At 48.3% G+C, this 24,990-nt stretch carries 23 protein-coding genes; 9 read left to right on the forward strand and 14 right to left on the reverse strand.

Annotated features, from left to right (window positions below):
- Positions 1–14 precede the first annotated feature (14 nt).
- The 3 genes from LDO05_RS02150 (at position 15) to LDO05_RS02160 (ending at position 2,904) form a co-directional block, all read left to right on the forward strand.
- A complete protein-coding gene (locus LDO05_RS02150) occupies positions 15–728 on the forward strand; it encodes a response regulator transcription factor (protein WP_251377282.1) in 714 nt (237 codons plus the stop codon).
- A 1-nt stretch (position 729) separates the two neighbouring features.
- Positions 730–2,469 carry a sensor histidine kinase gene (locus tag LDO05_RS02155; RefSeq protein ID WP_251377283.1) on the forward strand — a complete coding sequence of 580 codons (1,740 nt, stop codon included), beginning with the start codon at positions 730–732 and terminating at the stop codon, positions 2,467–2,469.
- Positions 2,470–2,607: 138 nt separating this feature from the next.
- Complete coding sequence (locus LDO05_RS02160) at positions 2,608–2,904, forward strand: DUF5316 family protein (protein WP_251377284.1); 297 nt, start codon at positions 2,608–2,610, stop codon at positions 2,902–2,904.
- A 68-nt stretch (positions 2,905–2,972) separates the two neighbouring features.
- On the opposite strand, the gene LDO05_RS02165 is transcribed toward LDO05_RS02160, so the two are convergent.
- Positions 2,973–3,452 carry a PCYCGC motif-containing (lipo)protein gene (locus tag LDO05_RS02165; RefSeq protein WP_346657608.1) on the reverse strand — a complete coding sequence of 160 codons (480 nt, stop codon included), beginning with the start codon at positions 3,450–3,452 and terminating at the stop codon, positions 2,973–2,975.
- 106 nt (positions 3,453–3,558) lie between these two features.
- Between LDO05_RS02165 and LDO05_RS02170 the strand changes: the two genes are divergently transcribed.
- Complete coding sequence (locus LDO05_RS02170; protein ID WP_251377285.1) at positions 3,559–4,608, forward strand: flavin-containing monooxygenase; 1,050 nt, start codon at positions 3,559–3,561, stop codon at positions 4,606–4,608.
- Between the two features lie 82 nt (positions 4,609–4,690).
- Here the strand turns inward: LDO05_RS02170 and LDO05_RS02175 are convergent, their stop codons facing one another.
- The 3 genes from LDO05_RS02175 to LDO05_RS02185 are packed head-to-tail and all read right to left on the reverse strand — an operon-like array spanning position 4,691 to position 7,098.
- Positions 4,691–5,119: a YvaD family protein gene (locus LDO05_RS02175; protein ID WP_251377286.1), complete on the reverse strand. Its 429-nt coding sequence runs from the start codon at positions 5,117–5,119 to the stop codon at positions 4,691–4,693.
- Between the two features lie 29 nt (positions 5,120–5,148).
- Positions 5,149–6,207, reverse strand: a complete 1,059-nt coding sequence (locus tag LDO05_RS02180) for an acyltransferase family protein (RefSeq protein ID WP_251377287.1) — start codon at positions 6,205–6,207, stop codon at positions 5,149–5,151.
- 15 nt (positions 6,208–6,222) lie between these two features.
- Positions 6,223–7,098, reverse strand: a complete 876-nt coding sequence (locus LDO05_RS02185; RefSeq protein WP_251377288.1) for a class I SAM-dependent methyltransferase — start codon at positions 7,096–7,098, stop codon at positions 6,223–6,225.
- Positions 7,099–7,260: 162 nt separating this feature from the next.
- Between LDO05_RS02185 and LDO05_RS02190 the strand changes: the two genes are divergently transcribed.
- Positions 7,261–8,463, forward strand: coding sequence for an aminotransferase class I/II-fold pyridoxal phosphate-dependent enzyme (locus LDO05_RS02190; protein WP_251377289.1), 1,203 nt, complete (start codon positions 7,261–7,263; stop codon positions 8,461–8,463).
- 81 nt (positions 8,464–8,544) lie between these two features.
- On the opposite strand, the gene LDO05_RS02195 is transcribed toward LDO05_RS02190, so the two are convergent.
- From LDO05_RS02195 to LDO05_RS02230, 8 genes are all read right to left on the reverse strand, one after another.
- Positions 8,545–8,904: a DMT family transporter gene (locus LDO05_RS02195; protein ID WP_251378578.1), complete on the reverse strand. Its 360-nt coding sequence runs from the start codon at positions 8,902–8,904 to the stop codon at positions 8,545–8,547.
- A 12-nt stretch (positions 8,905–8,916) separates the two neighbouring features.
- Positions 8,917–9,486, reverse strand: a complete 570-nt coding sequence (locus tag LDO05_RS02200; protein WP_251377290.1) for a TetR/AcrR family transcriptional regulator — start codon at positions 9,484–9,486, stop codon at positions 8,917–8,919.
- Between the two features lie 192 nt (positions 9,487–9,678).
- Complete coding sequence (locus LDO05_RS02205) at positions 9,679–10,089, reverse strand: hypothetical protein (protein WP_251377291.1); 411 nt, start codon at positions 10,087–10,089, stop codon at positions 9,679–9,681.
- Positions 10,090–10,186: 97 nt separating this feature from the next.
- The gene (locus LDO05_RS02210; RefSeq protein WP_251377292.1) at positions 10,187–10,360 is read right to left on the reverse strand and encodes a hypothetical protein; all 174 of its coding nucleotides are present in this window, start codon (positions 10,358–10,360) and stop codon (positions 10,187–10,189) included.
- A gap of 204 nt (positions 10,361–10,564) precedes the next feature.
- Entirely contained in the window at positions 10,565–10,765 is a 201-nt protein-coding gene (locus LDO05_RS02215) for a hypothetical protein (RefSeq protein ID WP_251377293.1), read from the reverse strand.
- Positions 10,766–10,973: 208 nt separating this feature from the next.
- The gene (locus LDO05_RS02220; RefSeq protein ID WP_251377294.1) at positions 10,974–13,292 is read right to left on the reverse strand and encodes a glycoside hydrolase family 65 protein; all 2,319 of its coding nucleotides are present in this window, start codon (positions 13,290–13,292) and stop codon (positions 10,974–10,976) included.
- Between the two features lie 79 nt (positions 13,293–13,371).
- Positions 13,372–14,022 carry a beta-phosphoglucomutase gene (pgmB, locus tag LDO05_RS02225; protein WP_251377295.1) on the reverse strand — a complete coding sequence of 217 codons (651 nt, stop codon included), beginning with the start codon at positions 14,020–14,022 and terminating at the stop codon, positions 13,372–13,374.
- A 93-nt stretch (positions 14,023–14,115) separates the two neighbouring features.
- Positions 14,116–15,150: a LacI family DNA-binding transcriptional regulator gene (locus LDO05_RS02230; protein WP_251377296.1), complete on the reverse strand. Its 1,035-nt coding sequence runs from the start codon at positions 15,148–15,150 to the stop codon at positions 14,116–14,118.
- Positions 15,151–15,453: 303 nt separating this feature from the next.
- On the opposite strand from LDO05_RS02230, the gene pulA reads away from it, so the two are divergent.
- On the forward strand, positions 15,454–18,117 hold the full coding sequence (gene pulA, locus LDO05_RS02235; RefSeq protein ID WP_251377297.1) for a type I pullulanase: 2,664 nt from the start codon (positions 15,454–15,456) through the stop codon (positions 18,115–18,117).
- Between the two features lie 70 nt (positions 18,118–18,187).
- Here pulA and LDO05_RS02240 read toward each other — a convergent pair whose 3' ends face one another.
- Both LDO05_RS02240 and LDO05_RS02245 read right to left on the reverse strand, forming a co-directional pair.
- Positions 18,188–18,832 (reverse strand): IseA DL-endopeptidase inhibitor family protein, encoded by a 645-nt coding sequence (locus LDO05_RS02240; protein ID WP_251377298.1) that lies wholly within the window; start codon positions 18,830–18,832, stop codon positions 18,188–18,190.
- A 228-nt stretch (positions 18,833–19,060) separates the two neighbouring features.
- The gene (locus tag LDO05_RS02245) at positions 19,061–20,803 is read right to left on the reverse strand and encodes an alpha-glycosidase (protein WP_251377299.1); all 1,743 of its coding nucleotides are present in this window, start codon (positions 20,801–20,803) and stop codon (positions 19,061–19,063) included.
- 537 nt (positions 20,804–21,340) lie between these two features.
- Between LDO05_RS02245 and LDO05_RS02250 the strand changes: the two genes are divergently transcribed.
- The 3 genes from LDO05_RS02250 to LDO05_RS02260 all read left to right on the forward strand — a co-directional run bounded on the left by LDO05_RS02250 (position 21,341) and on the right by LDO05_RS02260 (position 24,903).
- Entirely contained in the window at positions 21,341–22,642 is a 1,302-nt protein-coding gene (locus LDO05_RS02250) for a sugar ABC transporter substrate-binding protein (RefSeq protein ID WP_251377300.1), read from the forward strand.
- 90 nt (positions 22,643–22,732) lie between these two features.
- Entirely contained in the window at positions 22,733–24,061 is a 1,329-nt protein-coding gene (locus LDO05_RS02255) for a carbohydrate ABC transporter permease (protein WP_251377301.1), read from the forward strand.
- Positions 24,058–24,903: a sugar ABC transporter permease gene (locus tag LDO05_RS02260; RefSeq protein WP_251377302.1), complete on the forward strand. Its 846-nt coding sequence runs from the start codon at positions 24,058–24,060 to the stop codon at positions 24,901–24,903. The genes LDO05_RS02255 and LDO05_RS02260 overlap by 4 nt, the downstream gene beginning before the upstream one ends.
- Positions 24,904–24,990: the final 87 nt, after the last annotated feature.

The following is a 24,990-nucleotide window of genomic DNA, read 5'->3' on the forward strand; positions in this document are numbered from 1 at the left end:
TAAGGTGATGACAAATGAATGATGCCAAGATTCTGATCGTGGATGATGAACGGTCAATTGCGGAAATGATGGCTACCGTGCTTCGTAAGGAAGGCTTCACCCATATTGATCTGGTATTTGATGGAGAAGCCGCGCTAGCCGCCTGTGGGCAGCAGCGGTATGAGATGATTCTGCTGGATGTCATGATGCCGGGTCTGAGCGGGCTGGAGATCTGCCCTTTCATACGACAGATCACGGATGCGCCGATCTTGTTCCTGACAGCCAGGACCTCGGATTTCGACAAGCTGTCGGGATTCGCTGTAGGCGGAGATGATTACATAACGAAGCCTTTCAACCCGCTGGAAGTGGTAGCTAGGATCCGGGCTCAGCTGCGGAGATACACACAGGCGAAGCCGCAGAGCAGCCAGCCTGCCGGGATCTATAACTTTGGCCGCTTTCAGGTGGATGAGTCGGAAGCCACGCTAACCGTGGAGGGGAGTGTCTCGCCATGTCCAGCACTGGTATTCCAGCTGTTGTTGTTCCTGTGCAAGCATCCCAACCGGCTGTTCAGCAAAAGTGAGCTCTATCGCCGCGTATGGGGAGAGGAGTTATATCATGATGATAACACCGTGATGGTCCATATCCACCGCATTCGCGAGAGGATTGAGAGAGACCCGTCGAAGCCCGAGTACCTGGTGAATATCAGGGGGATGGGCTACAAATTGATCCTGCCCAAGGGGACAACCTAGCATGATCCGCAGACGATTAACCATAAGGTTCGCCGTCCAGCTTGCTGTGGCGGGCTCCCTGCTGGCTGTACTGGCAGTAATTATCGTGATCTGGATGCTGGCCCGGTTCCAGGACATTGAATTCAACCGGAATTTTGCTCCACTGGGAATCTCGAAGCTGATTGAGGAATCCAGCATTGATTCAAAGGGGCTCATTGCAGACCCCGTTCTATTGCAGCGGCTGCGCGAAGATGGGGGATGGCTGCAGAGCCTGGATGCGGAAGGACATGTTATCCAGTCCTTTAATGCTCCCCATGATCTGCCTTCACGCTATGTTCCCGGACAGCTGATGGACTATTGGATCGGTGGTGAGCCGTTCCCCTATAAGCTGGGCCTGTGGATCCAGGAAAAGGAGGGGCATCTATACACCCTGCTGTATGGCGCGAGGTCTCCAACCGAGGATTTGCTAGTGCGTCTTATTGATGATGGGGAGCTCAAGAATCAGAGTCTGTCTTTCTCCGAGAGCAGCAGTTCACTGTTAACCCAAAGAAAGGCATGGGTTCAAGTGCTAAGCCGGGAAGGAAAGCAGATAGCGGCTTGGGGAAAGCCTGCATACGCGCCTGAATCCTATACTTTACAGGAGCTGGCTATGAGATCCTTCGAGCAAGTCAGGTATGGTGCTGTAATGGATTCAAGTTATGACAAGAGGACGGGGCTAACCTGGGTCATCCAATATCCGATGGAGAACTCCGAGATAGAACCGCTCCCGATTCTGAATGTGCCGCCGGAAGCGCAGGTTATGATTCTGGGGATTGCCGCATTTCTCCTCTGTTCCCTGCTGGTCTTCATCTTCCTGTCAGCGTGGTATGCTAAGCGGTTCGGAACACCGATCCTCCATATTCTAGGCTCGATTGAACGGCTGGGAATGGGAGATTACACCGATCCTGCTCCGATGAAGAGGGGAAGCGGGAGGAAGAGCAGGAGCCGTGGTTATCGGGTGTTTAGTGAAGTGATGGAGTCGATTGGCAACCTGACTACGGCACTTCGGACGGGGCGGGATACAGCCGAACAGACACAGCTGCACAGGGAAGAGTGGATTGCGGGAGTTACCCATGATCTCAAGACACCCCTGTCCTCTGTTCAAGGCTACGCTCATATGCTGGCCGCCGAGCAGTACAGCTGGTCTGAGGAGGAGATGCGGAAGTTCGCGGCCATCATTCTGGAGAAGACCTACTATATGGACAAGCTCATCAATGATCTTGGGCTGACTTACCGGCTAAAGAACGGGGACATTCCTGTATCCTTCGAGGAGAAGGACATCGGGGTTCTGTTGACGGACTGTGTAACCCGGACCGCAGAGCATCCGGCCTATGATCCCAGCCGGGTTCAATGCACCGTACCTGCTGAGCCGGTTGTGTTGGCTGTCTATCAGCCGTGGCTGGAGCGCATAATCGGGAACATTGTAGCGAACTCGCTGAATCATAATCCTCCAGGTACAACCATGCATATAGAGCTGTCCGGGAGCAGCCCGCTTGGGGGAGTTCGCATTGATTTCAGGGACAACGGTCAAGGCATGGATGGGCAGACGATAGAGCGCTTGTTCGAGCGTTATTACAGGGGATTGAGTACGGATAGCGAGATAGAGGGCAGCGGCCTCGGCATGGCGGTGACAAAAGAATTGGTTCAAGCCATGGGCGGGCGAATCGAGGTACGCTCGAGCCCAGGGCAGGGGACCGTGGTAAGTCTGATCTGGGATAGATAAGTTCATGGGATAGGTAAGTTCATCGGACAGAATCCGCTTAACTTCCGTCTGTTGTTCAGGATAGATGAACCGTTCGGAGATGCCAGGAAGTGTTATAATATACCAAACGCAGCTTTGGATATGTGGGGGGAGAAGAGAGTGAGACGCGAGTTATATAGTCTAGCAGGCGGGATAGCGGCAGCGTTAGTTCTTGGTATTCTATCCTGGGTTAAGGGAAGTGATGAATTCTTCTTGCGGGCTGCAGGTTGGGTTGGCTCTTCGGCATTGATCATCGGGGCTGTTATCTCAGGAATATTCTTAAGCGGAGAACAATTTAGACGTAGCCAAGCGAACGAGTCCAGGCAGGATAGAAAGAATAGAAGGACTGCGGCGGGCATCCTGGTTTTATTTAGCCTGCCTGTGCTGACAGCCTATATGCTGGTATCGTTCTGGTGATCCTTCTAGATCCTGATACAGGATTCAACTGTAACCCCCCACAATAATTAATGGGGGGTTACAGCTTATTATGCAGGGGGCATTGGTGTATCTGTCGGCTTACCGAATCCTGATTTATAGGTTTCATCAATCTGGCTGCGAATTTCGGGATATGACGCTCCCTGCTTCTTCATTTGAGCCGACTGAACAGCAATCTGTAAGCATACCCCACATCGTGTTCCATGATCCGTCCAAATAACCGAGCCATCATCCTTAATCTCCTGGATAAAGCAGTTGAAATTGCTCTTATGTCCTTGGCTTTCGCCGCACCCGCAATAACAAGGTATCCACTGGAGAAGATCCTCTGCGACCGCTGCGAGTCGATACACGCTGCGAACTTCATCCGGCTGGTTAGATAAGAATGCAGGCATCACCTCTGAAGATGAGGTTGTTTCCAGAAGATCTGTATCCACATGTGCGTGGTGAGATTCTTCTTTTTTGGAGGAACAAGCGGTGGTAAGCATGATGATAACAATAGAACCTAGGAACAACTTGTACAAGTACTTCAAGATCTCACTCCTTATACATTCACTTTTCTTAACATATCACAAAGTGTCTTATTTCCAAACCTATTAACCTCTCATAAAATGTATAGCAGAATAAGGAGGCTTTATTGTGCGATCCTATGATGTAATTGTGATCGGTGCCGGGCAGGCAGGGCTTGCCGCGGGTTATTTTCTACGCCAATCGGGCTTGTCGTTTATTTTGCTAGATCAACATCATCAAGTAGGGAGCGTGTGGAGAGAGCGTTATGATAGTCTGATTCTCTTTACACCGCGATTCTACAGTGCATTGCCTGGACTTTCTTTAGAAGGAGATCCTAATGGTTATGCAGCGAAAGATGAGATTGCCGACTACTTACATAGCTACGCGAAGCATTTTGAGCTTCCCATTCAGTTGAATACCGAGGTACTTAAGGTATCGAAGACAGAAGATCGCTTTCTGCTAGAGACGAATCAAGGGCAATTCTCATCAAGGCATGTTATTGTTGCCGCAGGCCCGTTTCAAAAGCCTTTAATTCCACAGATATCCGGTTCTATATCAAGTGACGTTATACAGTTACATACGGCTAACTACAGGAACTCATCCCAACTCCAGGAGGGACCTATGCTGGTTGTGGGCGGTGGTAACTCGGGGGCTCAAATCGCCGTTGAATTGGCGGATCAATATCCCGTGACGTTATCGGCAAGTCACAAGATCAGATTCATGCCTGTCCAGCTCATGTCAAAGAGTATATTCTGGTGGTTTGGGAAGCTCAGGGTCTATCAGGCTAGTGTACATTCCAGATTCGGGCAGTGGCTGCGCAATAAGCCTGATCCCGTCTTTGGATATGAACTGAAGAATCTTCTGGCAAAAGGCAGTGTGAACCTCAAGCCGCGTACTAAGGCCGCTGTTAATGGTGATATCGTATTTGAAGATAACACTTCAATTCCGGTTAAGAACATCATCTGGGCAACGGGCTACTATTCAGATTACCGCTGGATTGATATCCCTGATGCTATAGATGAGAAGGGGAAGCCGCGCCATGATGAAGGTGTCAGTCCAGTGGCAGGACTGTATTATGTGGGAATGCCTTGGCAGAGAAATCGCAGTTCAGCTCTCCTTGGCGGAGTTGGCCGGGATGCCGAAGCTGTTGTCACAAAGATAATCAAGCCTTATCGATAAGTCTATCGGCGTCAGTTCTTGTGAGAATACTATAATATGCAAAATGAGCCCTGGATTCTATTCCAGAGCTCATTTTGACATATTAACGGCTGCTTAAATTCAGTTCAGCCTGATATTCACCTTCACGCTGCGCTGGCGGCATACAAGTCTTGATGAAGAACAGCGGATAAATCAATAAATACAGATTAAATAACCACCATGTGATGTCGAAGTCGTAACTGAACGCCCAAAATGCAACGGCCTGAAGACCCGAGCAAAAGGTTAGAACAAGGGATATCAAGGCCACACTTCTCCAAGCAGGGCGCTGTTGACGATACAAGTACAGGCTGGTTAGGCCTGTGATTGAGATCAGGATATCCAGCGGGAAGAAGGACCAGTTCCAGGCGATAATAATAGGGTTGTTATAGTCTTTGAACGCCCAGCTGGTAGGAATAATGTGGAAATAGGTGACGATCCAGTAGATAATGAATCCAATATCCGTAACTAGGAAAAATGGCTTTAGTAGTCTCATTACTTTCCTCCATTAATTTACAAGAATTGTTATAGTATATTATTGAGTCTAGGAATGCGAAGGAGAAGCAGGCTTACCCCCCAGGAAAGCATAAAAGCCAGCAGGGAGACTAGGATCACCTTAATGATGATGTTGATCTCCAGCCCCGCAAGCGCCAGCTGCAGAGCAATGATGAAAGGTGCTTGAATAATATAAATGGAGTAGCTTGAGCGGTTAAGAAGCCCCAGAACAGGGGAATCCCGGTTAAGTCTCTTCCGGAAGACAACTAACAGCTTCATGATGATCCCTACATAGGTGAAAGGCTCCCAGAATGAATAATAGATAGATTCCAGGGTGAACCCGCCATAGAACTTCCCGACGCGGTCAGGTCCTACCAGCAGAAAGACAACCGGCAGCGTGATGATGGAGACCAACGATACCCTGAAATAAATGTTAACCACACGTTCATTGAACTGCTCCAGCCAGCCGTTGCGATAAGCAGCAATTCCAGCTATGAACAGCACAATATATTGCGGGAAATATCCCAGCGAGAAGTCATGAACATACATGATGTTGGTTGGGAAGATGAGCCGTGTTGCAAAATTCAAGGTTCCCATAATAAGAATAAATACAAGTAATCCCTTTACCCCGGGAAAATGGGCTTTCACTGACTTCGCCAAGCCTGCTTTCCGGATTAAGGCATAGATGATCGTGAAGTACAGAAGTGCCATAATAAACCACATATTATAGAATCCGAGAGATTCCGTGTACTTGGTCTCCCTAACCATGTTGACGCATAGAGGGTTCAATATGAAGAAGTAAAAGAGCGCGGGCAGTAACAGCCTCGGTACGCGGTCCTTAAGAAATTGATAGAACCCTTTGCGGTCATAGGATTTAGGCGAGAAGTAAGCCGATATGAAAAAGAACAAGCCCATAAAAAAGCTCTGTATAATGGCGTTAAGCAGGGTCAGGACAGACATGGACATCTCATCATTAGAAGGCTCAATAAAATACCAGCCACCCGCACCCCCATATCCGCTTGAAGTATGAAACCATACAACCAGCATCGCCAAGAAGACCTTCAGGCAGTTTATGTAGTGTTTCATCATAAGCCTCTCAATCGTTTAAGAAGTTTCCTTTAGGGCTATGCCCGCAACGTAAGTGTGACTTAAGCGTAATTTGCGCTCTTCGTTAATGATCTGGTCAATCTGCTTCTCGATCCGTGACAGAATCTCACTCTCCCGGTCGCGGTCAATAACATCAATGAAGCCGGCCGCGGCACCTGAACGCAGTACCCACTCGATGGCTTCTTTGGAGTTCGAGCATGGCAGTATCTGTTCTCCCTGCCAGGAATCAACGGTCCGCAGATTGCCCTTAACAAACCACTTCTTCAACACATTATCGTTAGAAGGCAGCTCTACCCGGATATACCTCTGGAGGTAGGACGGATTCTCGCTGATCACCTTCTCGAATGCCTTCATTAACACTTCCTCTGAATCTTCCCGGGTTTCAATGATTCCCACTTGACCGGATGGCTTCAGAACCCGGTGAACTTCCTTCATGAATTGGGCCGGATTTGTATAGCAGATCGCCCACCCGCATACCACAATGTCGAAGCTGTTGTCAGGGACTCCTTTCAAGAAGCCCATCATGTCGCTCTGCTGCAGATTGATTTTGAGCGTCTCGAAGGGTAACAACTTCTCTCGGGCAACTTGCAGCATGCCTTCAGACTGGTCAACGGTTGTAATCGAGCCTTGGCCGTTCAGGATCCGGGCAATTTCAGACGTAATAAATCCTGTGCCACAGGCGAGTTCCAGGACATCATGTCCAGGTTCGATGTTCATCTTGCGGAGCAGATCCAGTGAATGTCGTCCCATGGTGCTTGAGAAGAAGGAATCATAATCTCCGCTTGCCTTGTCGTAGTCTTTGGAACTGTTAGCGTGCTTGCCGGACAGCATGAACCAACCCATACGCATAGCCAATTTTAGTTTGTTGATCATATCAACTCTCCTCCTGAAAACGTCACTTGACAGCTAATCAATTGGTATCATATCATCTATTTGTTAGTTTTTCATTAAATTTCCATTAAAACAGAATATTAACTTACTTGTGCTGACATGACAAAGCAGAGCAATCAAAAACATTTGCCGGAGGTATGACTAATGGATGTGTTTCAGAAATGCCTGGATTGGGATTTTGTCAAAAATTTGCGCGCAAATCAGAGCTATCCTTACTTTCAAGCGTTGCACGAGAAGAATGGCACGTTCATCGCTACAGAGGAACATGAGATGATCATGCTGGGCTCCAATGATTACCTGGGACTCTCCAATAATCCTAGAGTCATGTTGGCTGCTCACGAAGCAACTACCAGATTTGGAACCTCCTCTTCAGGCTCAAGGTTCTTAAATGGTACTTTGGCCCTGCATAATGAACTGGAGCAGCGGCTTGCCCGTTTCCTTAACAAGGAGAAGGCCATTGTGTTCTCAACTGGGTACCAGACAAATCTGGGCTCGATCTCCGCATTGCTGGGCAGGAACGATGTGGCCATCATTGACCGCGGTGTTCATGCCTCCATTATTGATGGAATCAAGTTAGGCGTGGGCAAGATGGTTCGCTTCAGGCACAATGACATGGAAGACCTGGAAGCCAAGCTGCAGGCCGTTCCCGAACAAGCAGGCAAGCTTATTATCGTAGATGGCGTGTTCAGTATGGAAGGCGATATGGCGAACCTGAAAGATATCGTATATCTCAAAAATAAGTATAGTGCCCGTCTGCTGGTTGATGACGCCCATGGCATTGGTGTGCTAGGCGAGCAAGGCCGCGGTACATGTGAGCATTTCGGCGTAGAAGATGAGACAGATCTTATTGCCGGCACTTTTAGTAAGTCTTTTGGCAGTCTGGGTGGATTCATTGCCGGTAATGAGGACGTAATTGATTATATTCAGCACAAGGCCAGAAGTATGATTTTTAGTGCCAGTATGACACCTGCAAGTGTTGCTGCAGCCCTAACGTCCTTGGATATTATGGAGACCGAGCAGGTATGGCGCTCCAATCTGTTAACGAACATGAACAAGTTCAGCGGGGCTCTTAGAGGCATGGGCTTCGATATCGGTGAGAGCAACACCCCTATTATTCCGATATTAATCGGAGATACGGTAACCACATTCAAGTTCTGGAGCTTGCTGCAGCAGAACGGAATTTATACCAATCCCATTATTTCACCTGCTGTTCAAGAGGGTAATGAATTAATCCGCACATCGGTCATGGCCACTCATACTGATGAACAACTGAGCCATGCGATCAATGTATTTGAGCAAATCGGAAGAAGCCTGGACATCATTCAACCTATATTAGTGGATAAATAAGTCTCTATGTATTTGCTTACTTCAAATACATAATGGCCGGTATCTCTTCAGGGAATCAACAGTCCCCGTAAGAGGTACCTTTTATTTATTTGACTGGCTTGCTGCTGCTGGCTGCTGCTCAGGATGTTCTGATGTCAGGTTGAGGGTAATGACGCCAACAATGATAAGAACGATGGATACCGCCTTCGCTATATTGACATTCTCCGAGAAGTAGAAGAAGCCAACCAGCGTAATAATAACAATGCCCATACCCGACCAGATCGCATAGGCCACCGATACCTGAATCGACTTCAGCGTCAATGTCAGGAATACCAGACTGCAGATATAGAATATGACAAGGAGTGCGCTAGGCTGCCATTTGGTGAACCCGGCAGATAGCTTCATGCTGATTGTCCCGGCCACCTCGAAAAGAATGGCTAGCAGCAAATAAATCCAATGCAGGTACATATACATTCACGCTCCATCCATATTTGGCACCACAATGCCTTCCAGTAGAACATCTACAACCGAATTAAGAATTTCGCCCATGGTTAATAAATTCCTCAAGGGAGAAGAGACATCATAAATCTGATTGATTGCCCCCAAGTACAGCTCAGTGAACAAGAGAGGATGAATGTTCTTGATGATTCCTTTCTCGATACCCTTATTCAGCAGATCCCGGACGACACTCCACTCATCCTTCAGGAAGGTATCAAGTGTCCTCCATTGGTTGAAATGGTACTGCTTAAGCTCCACCAGCATGTTGGAGTCCATAATGGCGAACTCCTCAGGCACGCAGATGAGGATATGCTTGATTTTCTGGAATTCATTAAGCTGGTTATCTTCTGCGATCTGTCGTTCCCTGGTTCGGATCTTGCCAATGAGCTGGGTAATGACCTCCTCGATAATGTCATCTTTGGAAGAGAAGTTGTCGTAAATCGTACGTTTGCTGATTGAGAGCTGTCTGGCCAGATCACTAATAGTAAAGTTAAAGCCCTTACGTTGAATTAAAGAGATGGTTGCATCAATGATTCTTTGTTTCAAGTTCGTTCCTCCATGTTGGTACCAGAAATACTATTTCAGTACCATTGGTATTTTATAGTATATATCACTAAAAGTAAACCATTTATTTGTAAATATATCTCATTACTGTATAACGGGCCCACAGTGAAGTCCGACAGACCCACGGATCCCCAAAAAAGCCTGCCAGCATTAGCCGGCAGACTCACTTAGCCATTAATAATCTCCGAATGATACACCGTTGAAAGATACAGGTCCTGTGATGCTTGCTGTATTAAGCAATATATTTGTGCTGTTGTTAGTGACCACCAGCAAGTAGGAATGGTATCCTTCCGGGGCGTTATCCAGGAATGAGATATTGACTGGGGTGATCGCGAGAGCAGCCAAGCCTGAGGCTTCTACGTTAAAAATGGGTTGTCCATCCCGGTAAATGGTGAAGACGACATTAGGAGCTCCCAGAGTAGTCTGAAAGCCTACAGTCGCATTGAGCAAGGCACTTCCTCCAGCTGGTGTGTAAAGTCCAAAATTAGCAAGTCCAATCGGATCAGATGGACCCAGAATCGGAATAGCCAATGTTCCGGTACCCGTTGACGCAACAGAGCTTCCCCGGTCTATTACATATGCCATATCTAATTACCTCCCTTCTATATTGCATAGTATGAGAGGCGGCATAGGATTGATTGGACTAACAGCAAGGATCGGTATATCCTACTGCATTCATGTATTATTTCTTTTCCAGAGGAAGGCGTAAATATATAAATATCAAAATCCATAAAATACACCCTAGCAGAATTTGTACTCCGCTATCTTGAATATCGATTCCGTTACCACTGAGCAATATTCCTGTAAAGAAACCTAAAGCTATCGACAATACTAGTTGCAGCAGTTTTAATTTCATATGTTTCTCTCCTTAGTTTGAGAATATGATGATGGACATTTGATTCCCACTGGGCACTGGAAAGTTGCAGAAAAGACTCACCGTAAGTTTATCTATTTCAGTATACTATAGCTATTTCCGCGGGGGCGCCAATTTTCCCGTTAGATAAGCCAAAAAGACCAGAGACCCTGCAGGGCTTCTGGTCTTCTTCGTGCACGTGCGGGGTTAGAAAGAGAAATTGATCAGCCTCATCACATGAACAATTTCATCAAAGGGAAAGCTTACGATCCCGGATTGCTCCAGGATCTTGACCCGGTTCTCCTGCCGGGAGATCTGTGGCAGGCCAATTACAATTCGGCCATCTTGAATTTTGACACTCACCATTTGCTGTTTCTCCTCGGCCAGCTGCAGAGCATCGGCGAACATAAATATCCCACCCATCAAATTGATTTCTATGTATGTACAAAGCACTACAACATTTATGTCGGATAATTGCCACATATCTTTCATAGTCATAAAGACCTGGTTCCACGAGTGGACGCTAAAAGCACAAATAAACGCCGGGGGCCAACAGGCCCCCGGCGCTTCAATATCATCCACTACGTGGATGTATTAGGTTGTGGTCTTATGCCAATTAGGCATTCACGACAGTGTTATCTACTTGGATCATACCAAGCGGGCTAACGGTGTAGTCACGATCGAAGATGCGGATTGCTGCTGGCGTCTCAGTCTCGTTGGACACCGTGATGTCCTTGTCAGACACGCTGACTTTCAGACGGGAGCCGCGGAACATAACTTTGAACGAGAATGATTTCCAATGACCTGGGATGAACGGTTTCAATACAAGCTCATCATTCTCTACACGAAGGCCGCCGAAGCCGTGAACGACAGACATCCAGGTTCCCGCCATACTTGTAGTGTGGCAGCCGTCTTCGGTGTCATTGTTGTAGTTATCGAGATCCAGTCTTGCTGTACGCAGGTACATCTCGTAAGCCTTCTCCTGATATCCAAGCTCACAAGCCAGGATGGAGTGGAGGCACGGAGACAGGGAGGACTCATGAACGGTTAACGGCTCGTAGAAGTCGAAGTTGCGTTTCTTGGTCTCCAGATCATATTTGTGGCTAAGGAAGTACAGACCTTGAATCACATCACCTTGCTTGATGAAGCAAGAGCGAAGGATACGGTCCCAAGACCATTTCTGGTTGATTGGCAGGTTCTCTGGCTTCAGATCTTTAACCTGGATAATCTCCTTGTCCAGGAAGCCGTCCTGCTGCAGGAAGATTCCAAGCTCCTCGTCCTCAGGGTAGTACATTTTGGCGATAATATCTTTCCATTTCGCTGTCTCTTCCGGCTTAAGCTTAAGAGTCTCAACCAGCTCGTTGTAACGGGACGGCTCGTTCTCCTTCAGGTAATCCAATACCTCAAGCGTATATTCCAGTGTCCATACAGCGATACGGTTCGTGTACCAGTTGTTGTTGACGTTGTTCTCATATTCGTTAGGGCCAGTTACGCCGAGCATCACGTATTGATCCTTGCGTGGAGCATAGTTCACGCGCTCTTCCCAGAAGCGGGAGATTTCAGCGAGAACCTCAAGGCCATATTGACCGAGATATGATTTATCACCTGTATAATTAACATAGTTATAGATCGCGTAAGCAATCGCGCCATTACGGTGGATCTCTTCAAAAGTGATCTCCCACTCGTTGTGACACTCTTCACCGTTCATAGTTACCATTGGATAGAGGGCGCCTTTGGTGAAGCCGAGATTGCGGGCATTCTCCTTAGCCTTCTCCAGGTGCTTATAACGGTAGATAAGCAGGTTCCGTGCGATGGAGGAATCCGCTGTGCTCAGGTAGAACGGTACGCAGTAAGCTTCGGTATCCCAGTACGTGCTGCCGCCGTATTTCTCACCTGTGAAGCCTTTCGGTCCAATGTTGAGGCGATCGTCTTCGCCGCTGTAAGTCTGATTCAATTGGAAAATGTTAAAGCGAATCGCCTGCTGTGCAGACTCATCACCTTCGATAATGATGTCACTTTCTTTCCATTTGTCAGCCCAGCCTGCAACCTGCTCCGCAAGCAGAACGTCAAAGCCTGCAGTTCTGGCAGCTTCAAGCGCTTTGGAACCAGCTTCAACCAATTGACCCAAGCCGTGGTTGCGGGATGTTACGTTAGCCACGTATTTATAGACAACGATTTCTTCGTTCTGTTCTGCTTGAATAGTAATATCATTGCCGACGTATTTATCCTTCTCAACGTTAGAAGGGGTAAGTTCCAGCTGCTCGCCATTCTTGAATACATCGTAAGTCATGACAGAAGTCACATGGAAGTCCAGCTTCTTCGTCTTCAGTGTCAGGTTCGCGGAACCCGCGGACACTTCCTTGCTTACTTCGTTCCAGAACTTCTCTTCATAGTTGGAATCCTTGTTCTTCACATCGCCGTCCAGGTAGACAGTCAGGCGGATAGGAGCCGAGAAGTTCAGTGGAGTTACCGCATAACGGATCGCACCGATCTCATGACGGGTGATGCTGACGAAGCGGGTGGACTCGATCTTGATCTGCTTGCCATCTTCCATCTCGGCAACAGCGCTGCGGATCAGAAGACCCTCTTTCATGTTGAGTTCGCGGCGGAACTCAGTTACCTTGCATTTCGCGAGGTCAACAGCGGTACCACCCACATAGACATCAATCCCGATCCAGTTGGTGGAGTTCAGAACTTTGGCAAAATACTCCGGATATCCGTTCTTCCACCAGCCTACACGGGTTTTGTCCGGATAATAGACGCCAGCCATGTAGCTGCCCTGAAGAGAAGGACCGCTGTATTGCTCTTCAAAGTTGGCACGTTGTCCCATGAATCCATTTCCGATGCTAAAGATACTTTCTGAAATTTCATGATTGATAGGATCGAAGCTTTCCTCGATAATAGACCACTCGTCAACTTTCAGATACTGTTTCACACTTATCGGCTCCTTTTAGATCAAAGTATATAAACACACTTGAAATTATCCAAGTTATATCAGGTTCAGTGATGAAATATTATAGTTCTGTCAACCGGCTTACAGACATTTGCTGAAGTGAAGGAATAACCAGATTGGCACGGCTTAAGGTATCCGGACTTCCAATACCTACACTGCGCATTCCTGCGCGTACCGCCGCTTCAACACCTGCTTCCGCATCTTCGAACACAACACAGTGCTCGGCAGGAATTCCAACCTCTTTGGCTCCAAGTACGAACACCTCGGGGTCCGGCTTGGCCGCAGCTGTCTTGGTACCATCAATGATAGCATCAAAGTAAGGGGTCAGGCCCGTATTGTTCAGAATCAGCATGGCGTTCTTACTGGCTGAGCCCAGAGCTACCTTCAGCCCGTTAGCACGGCATTCCTTCAGGAATTCGAGGGCTCCCGGAAGAATCTCGGTCTCGTCCATGCTTGTGATGGACTCCACATACCAGTTGTTTTTGCGTTCTGCGAGCTCCTGCTTGGCAGCGTCATCGAGCTTAATCCCGCCAATTTCCAGTAGAATCTCCAAAGATGCAGTTCGGGATACCCCTTTAAGACGCTCATTGTCTTGTTCCGTAAATACAAACCCGAGCTCTTCAGCTAGACGTTTCCAAGCCAGGTAGTGATACTTGGCAGTGTCGACTAGGACACCATCGAGGTCGAATAAACAAGCTTGAATAGATGCCATTAATAATTCCTCCTCTAAATAGCGCAAACGTTTGTACAAATTGTTAAAAATAAATGAAGCATTTCAGCTTCAATTATTTGTGTGTCCGGTAAGTCACCTTTTCGGTAGTGACAGCATAGAAGACTCCCGTATCATCAAGCGATGCGGAATAATCTGACGAGTCTGGTAATTGGTATCTTCACCGTTCTGAATGTTCTGAATCAGCATTTGGGATGCGGTGTAGCCCAGATGATAGATACCAATGTCAATACTGCTGATTGGCGGTGTGGACAGCTCTGATAACGTAATGTTGTTAAAGCTGACTAGACATATATCATCAGGTACTTTGAAATTAAGCTCATGCAGACCCCTCAGAACCCCGAATGACACCATATCATCGACAACGACAAGAGCGGTCGGGCGGTTCGGAAGGCTCATAATGAAAGACATGGCTCTGTAGCCGCTGTCTTGCAGGAACTCACCTTCAACAATCCACTCGGGGCGCATCTCGAGGCCGGCGTCGACCAGTGCCTTCTGATAACCCTTCATCCGGTCTTGAGAGACCGTCAGATTCGGCGGACCGCTTACGAAGCCGATGCGTTCATGGCCCATAGAGATCAGATGCTTGGTTGCATCATAAGCGGCTTGAACGTTGTCGGTATCTACCGACAAGGCATCCGGATGGTCGTTGCTTCTGCCGACGATGACAAATGGATATTTGTTCTCATGCAGAAATTCAATGACCGGATCATCATTACGGGAATACAGGAGAATGGCTCCATCTACGCGGCGGCCCTTCAAGAGCCGGGCTACAGCTTCGACTTCTTCCTTCTCGTTCGCACCTGAACTGAGCAGCACATCATATCCGGAACGGTTAGCTTGAGTGACAATACCGCGAATCAGCTCCATAAAGAACAGGTTGGAGAACAGCTCCTCTGCCGGCTTTGGCAGAATAATGCAGATGCTTTCGGTTGTCTTCGACACCAGGCTCTTGGCCATAATGTTCGGGTGATAACCGAGCTGCTCCATAATCTCTTTTACTTTAGTGGAGGTTTGTGTACTGATTCGGGGGTGATTGGATAATACCCGGGACACGGTGGAGGGTGAAACTCCGGCCTTCTTGGCAACATCCTTGATGGTTACAGCCATGGCAACCTCCTTTGTGGAACCGTTTGCTTTTCCATTGTAATCTTAATCGAAAGAAATTGTAAAGTAAATAGAGAGCTGTTTTAGCTTAATTTTTCCAATGTGTGAAGGGATTGAGACGAACCAAGCGCAGCGCTGAATCATACACTGTGGAAGCCGCAGATTTCACGTCTGGTATAAGGCGTGCGTCCTTAAGAGGAGCACGTACATTTCTTCCAGCGGGGGGAATTCACAACAGAGACCACTCCAATCACAGAAAGCGCATACAGCAAGCCCTTCGTGGAACTGACAGGATGTGAGTGCAACGTGGAATGGAGTATGGATACAGAGCAGCCGGGAACAAGAACGAGATATACGTATACAATTCACTATTTCCGCTACGGTCAGCAGCTGGCAGGGTGGAATATGTGGATATGGTATGAATATCAGGAAGGCCGCAGCTATGCATTCCAGGCTGTGGACGGAGAAGGATTCGCTGTAGCGACAATTGAGCTTCCCGTACCCCGGATCGAGATCATTACGAGATGGAGCACGCAAGATAACGATTGGGCGGACCAGGAGATGGTGAGAGGGGTTGTTGTACCAGAAGGTGATCATGAGGTTCATGTCTGGTTGGTTCAAGATGACAAAACAGTGTACTACGATCCTGCCAAAGCCGATGTGTCTCCTAAATTCCGATCTGTTCTTGCCGATGCATCAGACACGTTAATCGCTGTAACAAGCGAATATATTATGAATGAAGATGTGGAGACGATTCGTCTAATCGATGTGGCGGCGCAGAAGACTATACCTGTATCCGCAGTGAGGACAGGAGACTGTGAGCTTACGATCAAGCTTGCGAATACGGAACCATTGGACGTGACAAGCGTGTATATGCTGGGGAGCAGGCATTTCTCGGCAGCCAAGATCACGATGCGCCGTATTCTGGATCAGCCTGAATTCTTGTACAAGGGTCAGGCCCTGGGAGTTACTTACACTGCTGGCGAAAGCCTATTCAAGGTCTGGGCGCCGACGGCGGCCAAGGTAAGTCTCTTATTGTATGAAGATGCCGGAGCTTATAGTACAGAAGGAATGGTCACTGATCATAATGACATGCGCAGCAAAGTACCCATGGAGCGGGCTTCCTGCGGAGTATGGTCAGCCGTAGTTAGCGGCAATTTGGCGGGTCAGTGTTATATGTATCTGTTGGAATTTGCAGATGGAACCTCTCATACTGCCATCGATCCTTATGCCCGGGCCGTCACGGCCAATGGCCAGAGAGCGGTGGTCATTGATCTGGCTGCTTCGAATCCGCCGGGATGGACTTCCATGAAGAGGCCGGTGCTGCGGCAGCCCCCAGATGCGGTGATTTATGAGCTTCATGTTCGTGATTTCTCGGTTGACGAGGACTCAGGCCTGGTGCATAAAGGGAAATTCAAGGCTTTTACCGAGCTTGGCACTCTGACCTCAGATGGACTAAAGAGCGGCGTGGAGCATCTGGGAGAGCTTGGCGTCACCCATGTACAGCTGCTGCCCTGCAGCGATTATGCCACGGTGAATGAGCTGCCTGCCGCGGGCGGGAATGGGGCGAGGCAGGAGTACAACTGGGGATACGATCCGCAGAATTATAACGTCCCCGAAGGGTCTTATGCCCTGGACCCATGTGATCCTGTGAGCCGTATCCGGGAGTTCAAGGAGCTGGTGCAGGCGCTTCACGATCAGGGAATCGGAGTTGTGCTTGATGTGGTGTATAACCATACGTTCTCTACGGATGATGGACCATTTGACAGGATTGTCCCCGGATATTACTACCGGACAACGAATACGGGAAGGTACACCAATGCTAGCGGTGTGGGGAATGAGCTTGCTTCCGAACGCCCCATGGTCAGAAAATATATATTGGATTCCGTTCGATACTGGGCGGAGGAATTCTGCATCGATGGCTTCCGCTTTGATCTGATGGGCTTGATTGACATCGACACGATGGACGAAGTGACCCGGATGCTGCGCGGGATGAACCCGCATATTCTGATCTACGGCGAGCCCTGGGATATGGCAGGCACGACCCTGCCGCAGGAGAAGAAGACCTTGAAGGGTTCCCAGCGGAGCCGGGGGTTCGGCGTATTTAACGATCACCTCCGGATTGCCATTAAAGGGGATAGCGACGGGGCACATCCAGGGTTTGCAACGGGCGCGCCGGGGAGAGAGGGAGACATTGCCGCCGGGGTAAAAGGATCAATCGATACGTTCACCGACTCCCCTGCCGAGACCATCAATTACGTAACTGCCCATGATAATTATATACTCTGGGATAAAGTCATCGCAGCACGGGGACTCTCACATGATAGGGGCATGCTGGATATGCGGGATGGTGCGCTTCACGGCGGCGGTTCCATCGAAGCTGCTGTGAACCAGGCAGAGCCCTACAAAGGATTAGGAGAGGGAACGGCTGTGCTGCATCACGAGTTGGTACGGCGTACAATACTTGCCAATGCCATTATACTAACCTCGCAGGGCATTCCGATGCTTCACGCCGGGGATGAAATGCTCAGAACCAAGTACGGGGACCATAACAGCTACAAGAGCCCGGATGTCATTAATAAGATCCGCTGGCGGAACAAGATGAGGTTCAGCCATGTTTTTGCTTATTATAAAGGACTTATCAAGCTGCGCAGGACTCACCCCGCCTTCCGAATGAGCACCAGGGAGGCCGTGACAGCACATCTGCAGATCCTGCGTGCGGAAGGGAACGTGGTTTCATTTCTGATCGACGGTCATGCCTGCGAGGATACCTGGAATCGTATTGTCGTGATCTATAACGCGAATGAGGAAGCCCATGACGTAAGTCTGCCCCCGAATTCCGGGAACTGGCATATCGTTGTTAACGATACCGCTGCCGGGACGTCCGTCCTTGAACAGGTGGAGGGAACAGTGGGAAGAGTCCGGGTTCCGCTGATTTCGGTCATGGTGATGTATGACACGGAGAACTAAAGCTGCTGGTCTTGTAGATGAGAATGAATAGGCCCTGCCAGGAATCGGATGATTCAGGCAGGGCCTATATTTAGAATACCAGCTGAGGTGCGGTATCTACTCTCCAGTAATCGCCAACCTTCTCGAACTTCACGATGATATACTTGGAGCTTTCTTTGATTTCTTTGGGAAAAGGAACATTGATCTTGTAGACCCGCTTGGTCGGGGTCATGCTGATCATCTTGGCCGTGGCTCTCTGGAACTCAAGCAGGCTGCCGCTGTCGGCATTCAGCTGGGCAAGACGTCCCTCATGAACGATGATGAATTTCTTGATGAAGAATTCACTGGCCTGCTTGGTATAGCTCTTCATCAGATACTTAAGCAGCTCGTCCTTCGTATCAATATCCGCCGATAAGTAACGGTATTCTTTCCCCTTCTCGGTGAAAGTCTCAATCTCACCGTCGGTTCCCGTTCCACCGCCAAGCGCGTAGAAATATCTCTTCCCTGCTTCGACAAGAAGCGGAATTGCGCTCTCATGGTTCAAGCTCTTGATCAGGGCTGGATCCGTCACCTTCTGAGCGGGAGCAGTCTTCTTGTCCGACTTATTTGCCGGAGCTGTTTGTGCTTTTGCAGCTGATTGCGCTCCGTTAGCCGCTGGTGCGGCCATAGCCATACCGGCTGAGGTTAACCCGATAGCGAGTGAAAGTATGCCTGCGGTAATTTGTTTTGATTTCATGTTGATCGCCTCCATTTAGGTTAAACGCACTTGGTCTGGAAAAAGTTTCATATTACGCGGCAATCGGCTAATTGTGTTCAAGTCCGCCAATGGGAGCCCTTTGCCGCCTCCTCCTCCTCTAGAGGGAAGGATGGTTAAGGAATGTCCAGAAATGGACAGCCCCCTTGAAGACTTATTCTAGCCTGCGCACAGCAAAAAGGCCGCCTCGAGGCGGCCCTTTCCCGTTCTTTATTTTGCGGACAAGATAGCGAAGCCGTAAGCCGGAAGACGCACGGACAGCTTGCCGCGCTCGGCTGTCCATTCTTGACCCGAGAATTCATCCTTCCATGTATCCTCGTAGACATCAATTTCAATGGACTGAATCGTGCTGTCATTGTTAAGCATAACAAGAACAGTCTCATCACCAAGGCGGCGTTCGTATGCTACCTTCGTATCTCCTTTACCGGCAGAGAGGAACTTGGTGTTCCCTGTGCGTAGTGCAGGGTGATCTTTTCTGATCTGAATCAACCGTTGATAAAAGGCGAACAGATCACGATCCTGCTGCTCTGGCTCCCAGATCATACATTTGCGGCAGTCCGGATCCGGGCCGCCATCCATTCCGATTTCATCCCCGTAATAAATACACGGAGTACCCATGTTCGTGAAGAGGGCAACAGCGGCCATTCTCAGCTTGTCCTTGTTCCCGTCACACAGGGTCAACAGGCGCGCGGTATCATGACTGTCGATGAGATTGAAGGCTACCTCGCTGGCCTGACGAGGATATCTTGACAGCTGAACAGCAATAGCGCTGGCAAATCCGCTTGCATCCAAAGTTCCATTTACAATGAAGTCGGTAACCGCGAAGGTGAACGGATAGTTCATAACGGCATCGAACTGGTCACCCGACAGCCATGGGGAGGACTCGTGCCAGATTTCGCCCAGAATATAGGCATCCGGGTTGACGTTCTTGACCACTTTACGGAATTCGCGCCAGAAGCTGTGATCGACTTCGTTAGCTACATCGAGACGCCATCCGTCAATGCCGATCTCTTTGATCCAGTATTCAGCTACCTTAAGCAGGTACTCTTTGACCTCAGGGTGCCCTGTGTTCAGCTTGGGCATATGTGCTTCGAAGGAGAAAGCATCATAAGAAGGAATGCCATCCTTCACCTCAAGCGGGAAGCTGTTCACATGGAACCAGTCTTTGTATTTGGAAGCTTCGCCTTTCTCCTTCACGTCCAGGAACGGGGCGAAGGTCCCTCCCGAGTGGTTGAACACGGCATCGAGCAGGATGCGGATACCCCGGTCATGGCAGAGCTTGACCAGCTTCTTGAGCGTTTCGGCATCGCCGAACTGCGGATCAATCCGCATATAATCTTCTGTATCATACTTGTGGTTCGTAGTGGCTGCGAATAGCGGCGTGAAGTAGATAGCATTTATGCCAAGCTCGCTCAAATGATCCAAATGATCAATTACACCCTGCAGGTCTCCGCCAAAGAAATTGTCCCGCTCCGGCTGTCCACCCCAAGGAAGTGTTCCTTCAGGGTCATTGCTTGGATCTCCATTCGCGAAGCGCTCCGGGAAGATCTGGTAGAACACGGCATCCTTCACCCATGCTGGCGGAGTGAATACATCAGCCGGATTTATGTAAGGAATCTCGAATAAGCGGTCTGGATTCGGCGGCATGTCCGGAGTGAACTCATATTCGGTCATCCAAATTTTCTCGCCGTCCTTTTGCAGCAGAAAACCATATTTAAGGCGGCGGTAGGGAGGCTTCACGTTGCATTCCCAGTAATCGAACATTTCATCCGAGGCTGTAACACGCATAGGTACAAGTTCCCTTGTACGGTCCCATGCATATTTATCGCCTGCCCAAGCATAGACATGCGACAGGTCGCTTTTTTTGGTCCGGATGCGAAGGTGGATCGTCTCCTTATCATAGGCATAGGCCCAATTCAGCTTTGGCCGGTGATAGACAGCTTCTAATAACATCTTCAATTCCCCCTAAAATTAATGTGCTTTGTAATACAAAAAAGGCACAACTGTCGCTATAAACCGAGCGAGGTTGTACCTTGTTGGTAACATTGCCTTTTTGTTTTGAAAGAGTTGCAATTTCCTGCACAGGAGATCAACCTTTCTTTGCTCAGGATTATAGCATGTCCATATAAACTTAAACAATAGGGTTATTGAAGAATTAATCTAAAACTTGTGCGGATTTATGCTTCTAATGACGGAAGGTGTTTTAGGTAAAATGCCTCAAAAACTAATGTAATCATGCGATATACGGAGATAAGAATAGCAAGAGATAGATAATAAGCAATAATTGGTCCTAAATGACCAATGCAAACGTTTTTACAATGGGCGGCATGTGAGGTATGATGTTTTCAGGAATTAAGCGCTTCCAATTCGAAGGCTTGCTAAAGCAGAGGGTATAAACGAGAGAAATATTAGCTTGCTTCAAGTTTTGCGGAAACGTTTGCGCTGATTATTTCCTGTAAACTGTTCGCCAAAAACGGGAGGGTTATTTGTATGAAAATTAAGAAATTAGCGCTTTTACTGGCAGCATTCTCGATGGCAGTATCCATCACGGCTTGCGGACCTAAGAAAGCTTCAGAGCAGGTACAGACACCGGCTGAATCGGGTACGCCTACAGAGACAACGGCTGCTACTACAGAAGTGAAGCCTGAAGACGGCGCCAAGCTTGTTATTTGGGAGAGTAAGGACGAAAGATCTTTCACAGATGAAATTGCAAAGCAATTTACTGCTAAATACAACGTTCAAGTCAAAATTGAAGAAGTAGCTCCAACTGACCAGGTTACCAAATTGACTCAGGATGGACCTTCCGGCCTTGCTGCTGACGTAGTCCTCTTCCCACACGATTCACTAGGTAGAGCTGCAAGTGCTAACTTGGTATTGCCAAATGATCTATTTGCAGAAGAGACAACTAAGAACAACACTGAGATTGCTATCAAAGGTGTTACTTACAACGATGTCCTCTACGGATACCCTAGATCGGCCGAAACTTATGCGCTTTACTACAATAAATCTCTGGTAAAAGAGGCTCCAAAATCGTTCGATGATGTCCTAGCTTTTGGTAAAACGTTTACGGATAAAGCGAAGAAGAAATACGGAATTATGTGGGAGACAGGCAACATGTACTTCAACTATCCGTTCATCGCGACAACTGGCGGCTACATCTACGGCAAAGAAGGTACTGATAAAGATGACATCGGTATCAACAGTGCAGGCGCAGTTGAAGGTCTGAAAGTATACCAAAGCCTGAAAGAAGTTCTTCCAGTGAAGAGTGGTGACATTACTCCAGATATCAAACGCAGCTTGTTCGGCTCCGGTGATGTGGCTATGGATATTAACGGTCCATGGGAGCTTGCCGGTTACAAAGCGGCGCTTGGCGATAAACTGGGTATTGCCCCAATTCCAAGCATTGGTGGCCAGCCAGCAGTTTCGATGGCAGGAGTCAAAGGTTGGTACGTAAATGCGTACTCCAAATACCCGAATGCGGCTAAATTGTTCGCTCAGTTCGCTTCTACTAAAGACGCGCAGCTGCTTCTGAATGAAAAAGTAGGTTCGGTTCCTACGAACAAGGAAGCTCTTGAATCCGAACAAATTAAGAGCGATCCGTATGTGTCCGCTTTCGCTGAACAAACAAAGAGCTCTCAGCCTATGCCGTCCATCCCTGAAATGGGCAACGTATGGGGCCCAGTTAACGCCGCTCTTCCAGAAATCTGGGACAATGGCAAAGATCCTAAGGCTACCTTAGACAAAGCAGCACAACAGATTAAAGATTTGAACAACGGCGTTAAGAAAGACTAGGATTACGAATTGGGGAAAGATTCATTATGAGGCCCGCCGCATAAGCGGCGGGTCATTCCCCGATCGTCGGGAGAGGAGAAGAGAAGGCATATGGATCGTCACCGTACAAGGGCCACACTACTGTCGATACTTAGCTTGGGACTAGGACAAATATACAACCGCCAATATGTTAAAGGCGCCATTTTCTTGCTGGTTGAGGTTTTGGGCATTGCCTATTTCATTAATTATTTAAGCTTTGCATTCTGGGGAATTATCACTTTAGGTGAGACGCCCACGGGATTCGTGAAAGTTAAGTCTGCCTCTGGCATGATGGTCTCCAAGCTGGTGCAGGGTGACCACTCGATTATCATTATGATTCAAAGCTTGATCACTTTGCTTTTCCTGGTTCTGTTCATCATAGCCTACATTATGAATATCAAGGACGCCAACCGTATTGGCGGCTTGAGAGACTCTGGACATAAGCCGAATAATTTCAAACAATCGGTTCGATATATTCTGGATTATAAATTCGCACAGGTATTTCTGGTTCTGCCAGCTATGGGTATCCTGTTCTTCACCATTATGCCGATCATCTTCATGATCATGCTGGCATTCACCAACTACTCCGCACCTGATCATATTCCGCCTGCCAAGCTCGTTAACTGGGTTGGGTTCGAGACGTTCACCAATTTGGTCGCACTGGGTACCTGGAGCCATACGTTCTATGGGGTACTTACATGGACCATCATCTGGGCGATTCTCTCCACAGTTACAACTTATTTCGGTGGTATGCTGGTTGCTCTGCTGGTCAACCAACAGGGGATCAAGTTCAAGGGATTGTGGAGAACGATACTTATTATTCCATACGCGATTCCGCAGCTGATCTCCCTGCTTGTGATGAAGAACTTGTTCAATGGACAATTCGGTCCAATCAACCAATACTTTGGTTATTTCGGACTAAGCGGTCTGCCTTGGCTGACCGATCCCTTCTGGGCGAAGGTTACAGTTATCGTAGTTAATATGTGGGTGGGTATTCCGGTATCCATGCTGCTCATTATGGGTGTGCTTACCACAATTCCGAAGGATATGTATGAAGCGGCTGAGGTGGACGGGGCAACAGGCTTCCAGAAATTCAAGATCGTTACGCTGCCCATGATTCTCTTCACTACAGCGCCAACCTTGATCACCCAGTTCGCTGGAAATATCAACAACTTTAATGCGATCTTCCTTCTAACTGCGGGGAATCCGGTGAACGGGGACTACCAATACGCAGGTTCAACCGATTTGCTGGTAACCTGGCTGTATAAGCTCACCCTGGATCAGAACAAGAACAACATGGCCTCTGCGGTCGGCATTATTATATTCGTGATTGTTGCTTCCTTCTCGATTTATAACTACCGCCGGACGAGATCGTTCAAAGAGGAGGATATGATCCAATGATCGGACGTAAACTTGCTAACAGGCTGCGTTTGACCGTCAGCTATATCATACTTGTCATACTTGCTGTGTGCGCGCTATATCCTGCTTTGTGGGTGGTACTGGCTTCCTTTAGACCTGGTAAATCGCTGTACAGTAAGACCTTTATTCCTGAGACCTTCACACTGGATCATTACAGAGAGTTATTCACGTCTAACACATTTATGTTCACTCAGTGGTACATGAATACACTGAAGATTGCTATATTCTCTATGATCTTCGGCGTAATTCTGACCCTGCTGACAAGCTATGCGGTATCCCGGTTCCGCTTCCGGGCACGGAAGACGGCCTTGTCTACAGTTCTTGTACTGGGCATGTTCCCGGGCTTCATGAGTATGATCGCGATATTCCTGCTGCTCAAAGAGCTCAACCTGTTGGATACGCACGCGGCACTGATTATCGTCTATGCCTGCGGAGCTCCGCTTCTGGGTACATTCATTGCCAAGGGCTTCTTCGATACGATTCCAAGATCGCTGGATGAAGCGGCCCGCATTGACGGTGCCAGCAACTTCATGATCTTCCGCAAGATTATCCTGCCGTTGTCGCGCCCTATGCTGACCTACATGGCACTGACTCAGTTTGTTGGACCATGGGTGGACTTCATCTTTGCAAGGCTAATTCTTCGGACCAAAGACAACTGGACGCTGGCTGTCGGACTCTGGGATATTGTCAATACAAGCCAGAACAGTAACTTTACCCTGTTCGCTGCGGCGGCCGTATTTATCGCCATTCCAATTATTATCCTGTTTATCTTCCTGCAGCGCCTGCTTGTTGACGGACTTACCTCCGGGGCAAGTAAAGGTTAGTGCAGAAGAACGGCTGATTAGGTATAAGATTCATAGTTAGGAATTTCAACAGAAGAAGCACAGTCTGTTCAGAGACTGTGCTTTTTG

The sequence above is a fragment of the Paenibacillus sp. YPG26 genome (genome assembly GCF_023704175.1).
Taxonomy (GTDB): domain Bacteria; phylum Bacillota; class Bacilli; order Paenibacillales; family Paenibacillaceae; genus Fontibacillus.

Bases quoted from the DNA above. Each gene is read 5' to 3' on its own strand.
- LDO05_RS02150 (WP_251377282.1), top strand. From the start codon at position 15: ATGAATGATGCCAAGATTCTGATCGTGGATGATGAACGGTCAATTGCG.
- LDO05_RS02155 (WP_251377283.1), top strand. From the start codon at position 730: ATGATCCGCAGACGATTAACCATAAGGTTCGCCGTCCAGCTTGCTGTG.
- LDO05_RS02175 (WP_251377286.1), bottom strand. From the start codon at position 5,119: ATGAGACTACTAAAGCCATTTTTCCTAGTTACGGATATTGGATTCATT.
- LDO05_RS02180 (WP_251377287.1), bottom strand. From the start codon at position 6,207: ATGATGAAACACTACATAAACTGCCTGAAGGTCTTCTTGGCGATGCTG.
- LDO05_RS02185 (WP_251377288.1), bottom strand. From the start codon at position 7,098: ATGATCAACAAACTAAAATTGGCTATGCGTATGGGTTGGTTCATGCTG.
- LDO05_RS02190 (WP_251377289.1), top strand. From the start codon at position 7,261: ATGGATGTGTTTCAGAAATGCCTGGATTGGGATTTTGTCAAAAATTTG.
- LDO05_RS02205 (WP_251377291.1), bottom strand. From the start codon at position 10,089: ATGGCATATGTAATAGACCGGGGAAGCTCTGTTGCGTCAACGGGTACC.
- LDO05_RS02210 (WP_251377292.1), bottom strand. From the start codon at position 10,360: ATGAAATTAAAACTGCTGCAACTAGTATTGTCGATAGCTTTAGGTTTC.
- LDO05_RS02215 (WP_251377293.1), bottom strand. From the start codon at position 10,765: ATGTTCGCCGATGCTCTGCAGCTGGCCGAGGAGAAACAGCAAATGGTG.
- pgmB (WP_251377295.1), bottom strand. From the start codon at position 14,022: ATGGCATCTATTCAAGCTTGTTTATTCGACCTCGATGGTGTCCTAGTC.
- LDO05_RS02230 (WP_251377296.1), bottom strand. From the start codon at position 15,150: ATGGCTGTAACCATCAAGGATGTTGCCAAGAAGGCCGGAGTTTCACCC.
- LDO05_RS02240 (WP_251377298.1), bottom strand. From the start codon at position 18,832: ATGAAATCAAAACAAATTACCGCAGGCATACTTTCACTCGCTATCGGG.
- LDO05_RS02245 (WP_251377299.1), bottom strand. From the start codon at position 20,803: ATGTTATTAGAAGCTGTCTATCACCGGCCAAAGCTGAATTGGGCCTAT.
- LDO05_RS02250 (WP_251377300.1), top strand. From the start codon at position 21,341: ATGAAAATTAAGAAATTAGCGCTTTTACTGGCAGCATTCTCGATGGCA.
- LDO05_RS02255 (WP_251377301.1), top strand. From the start codon at position 22,733: ATGGATCGTCACCGTACAAGGGCCACACTACTGTCGATACTTAGCTTG.
- LDO05_RS02260 (WP_251377302.1), top strand. From the start codon at position 24,058: ATGATCGGACGTAAACTTGCTAACAGGCTGCGTTTGACCGTCAGCTAT.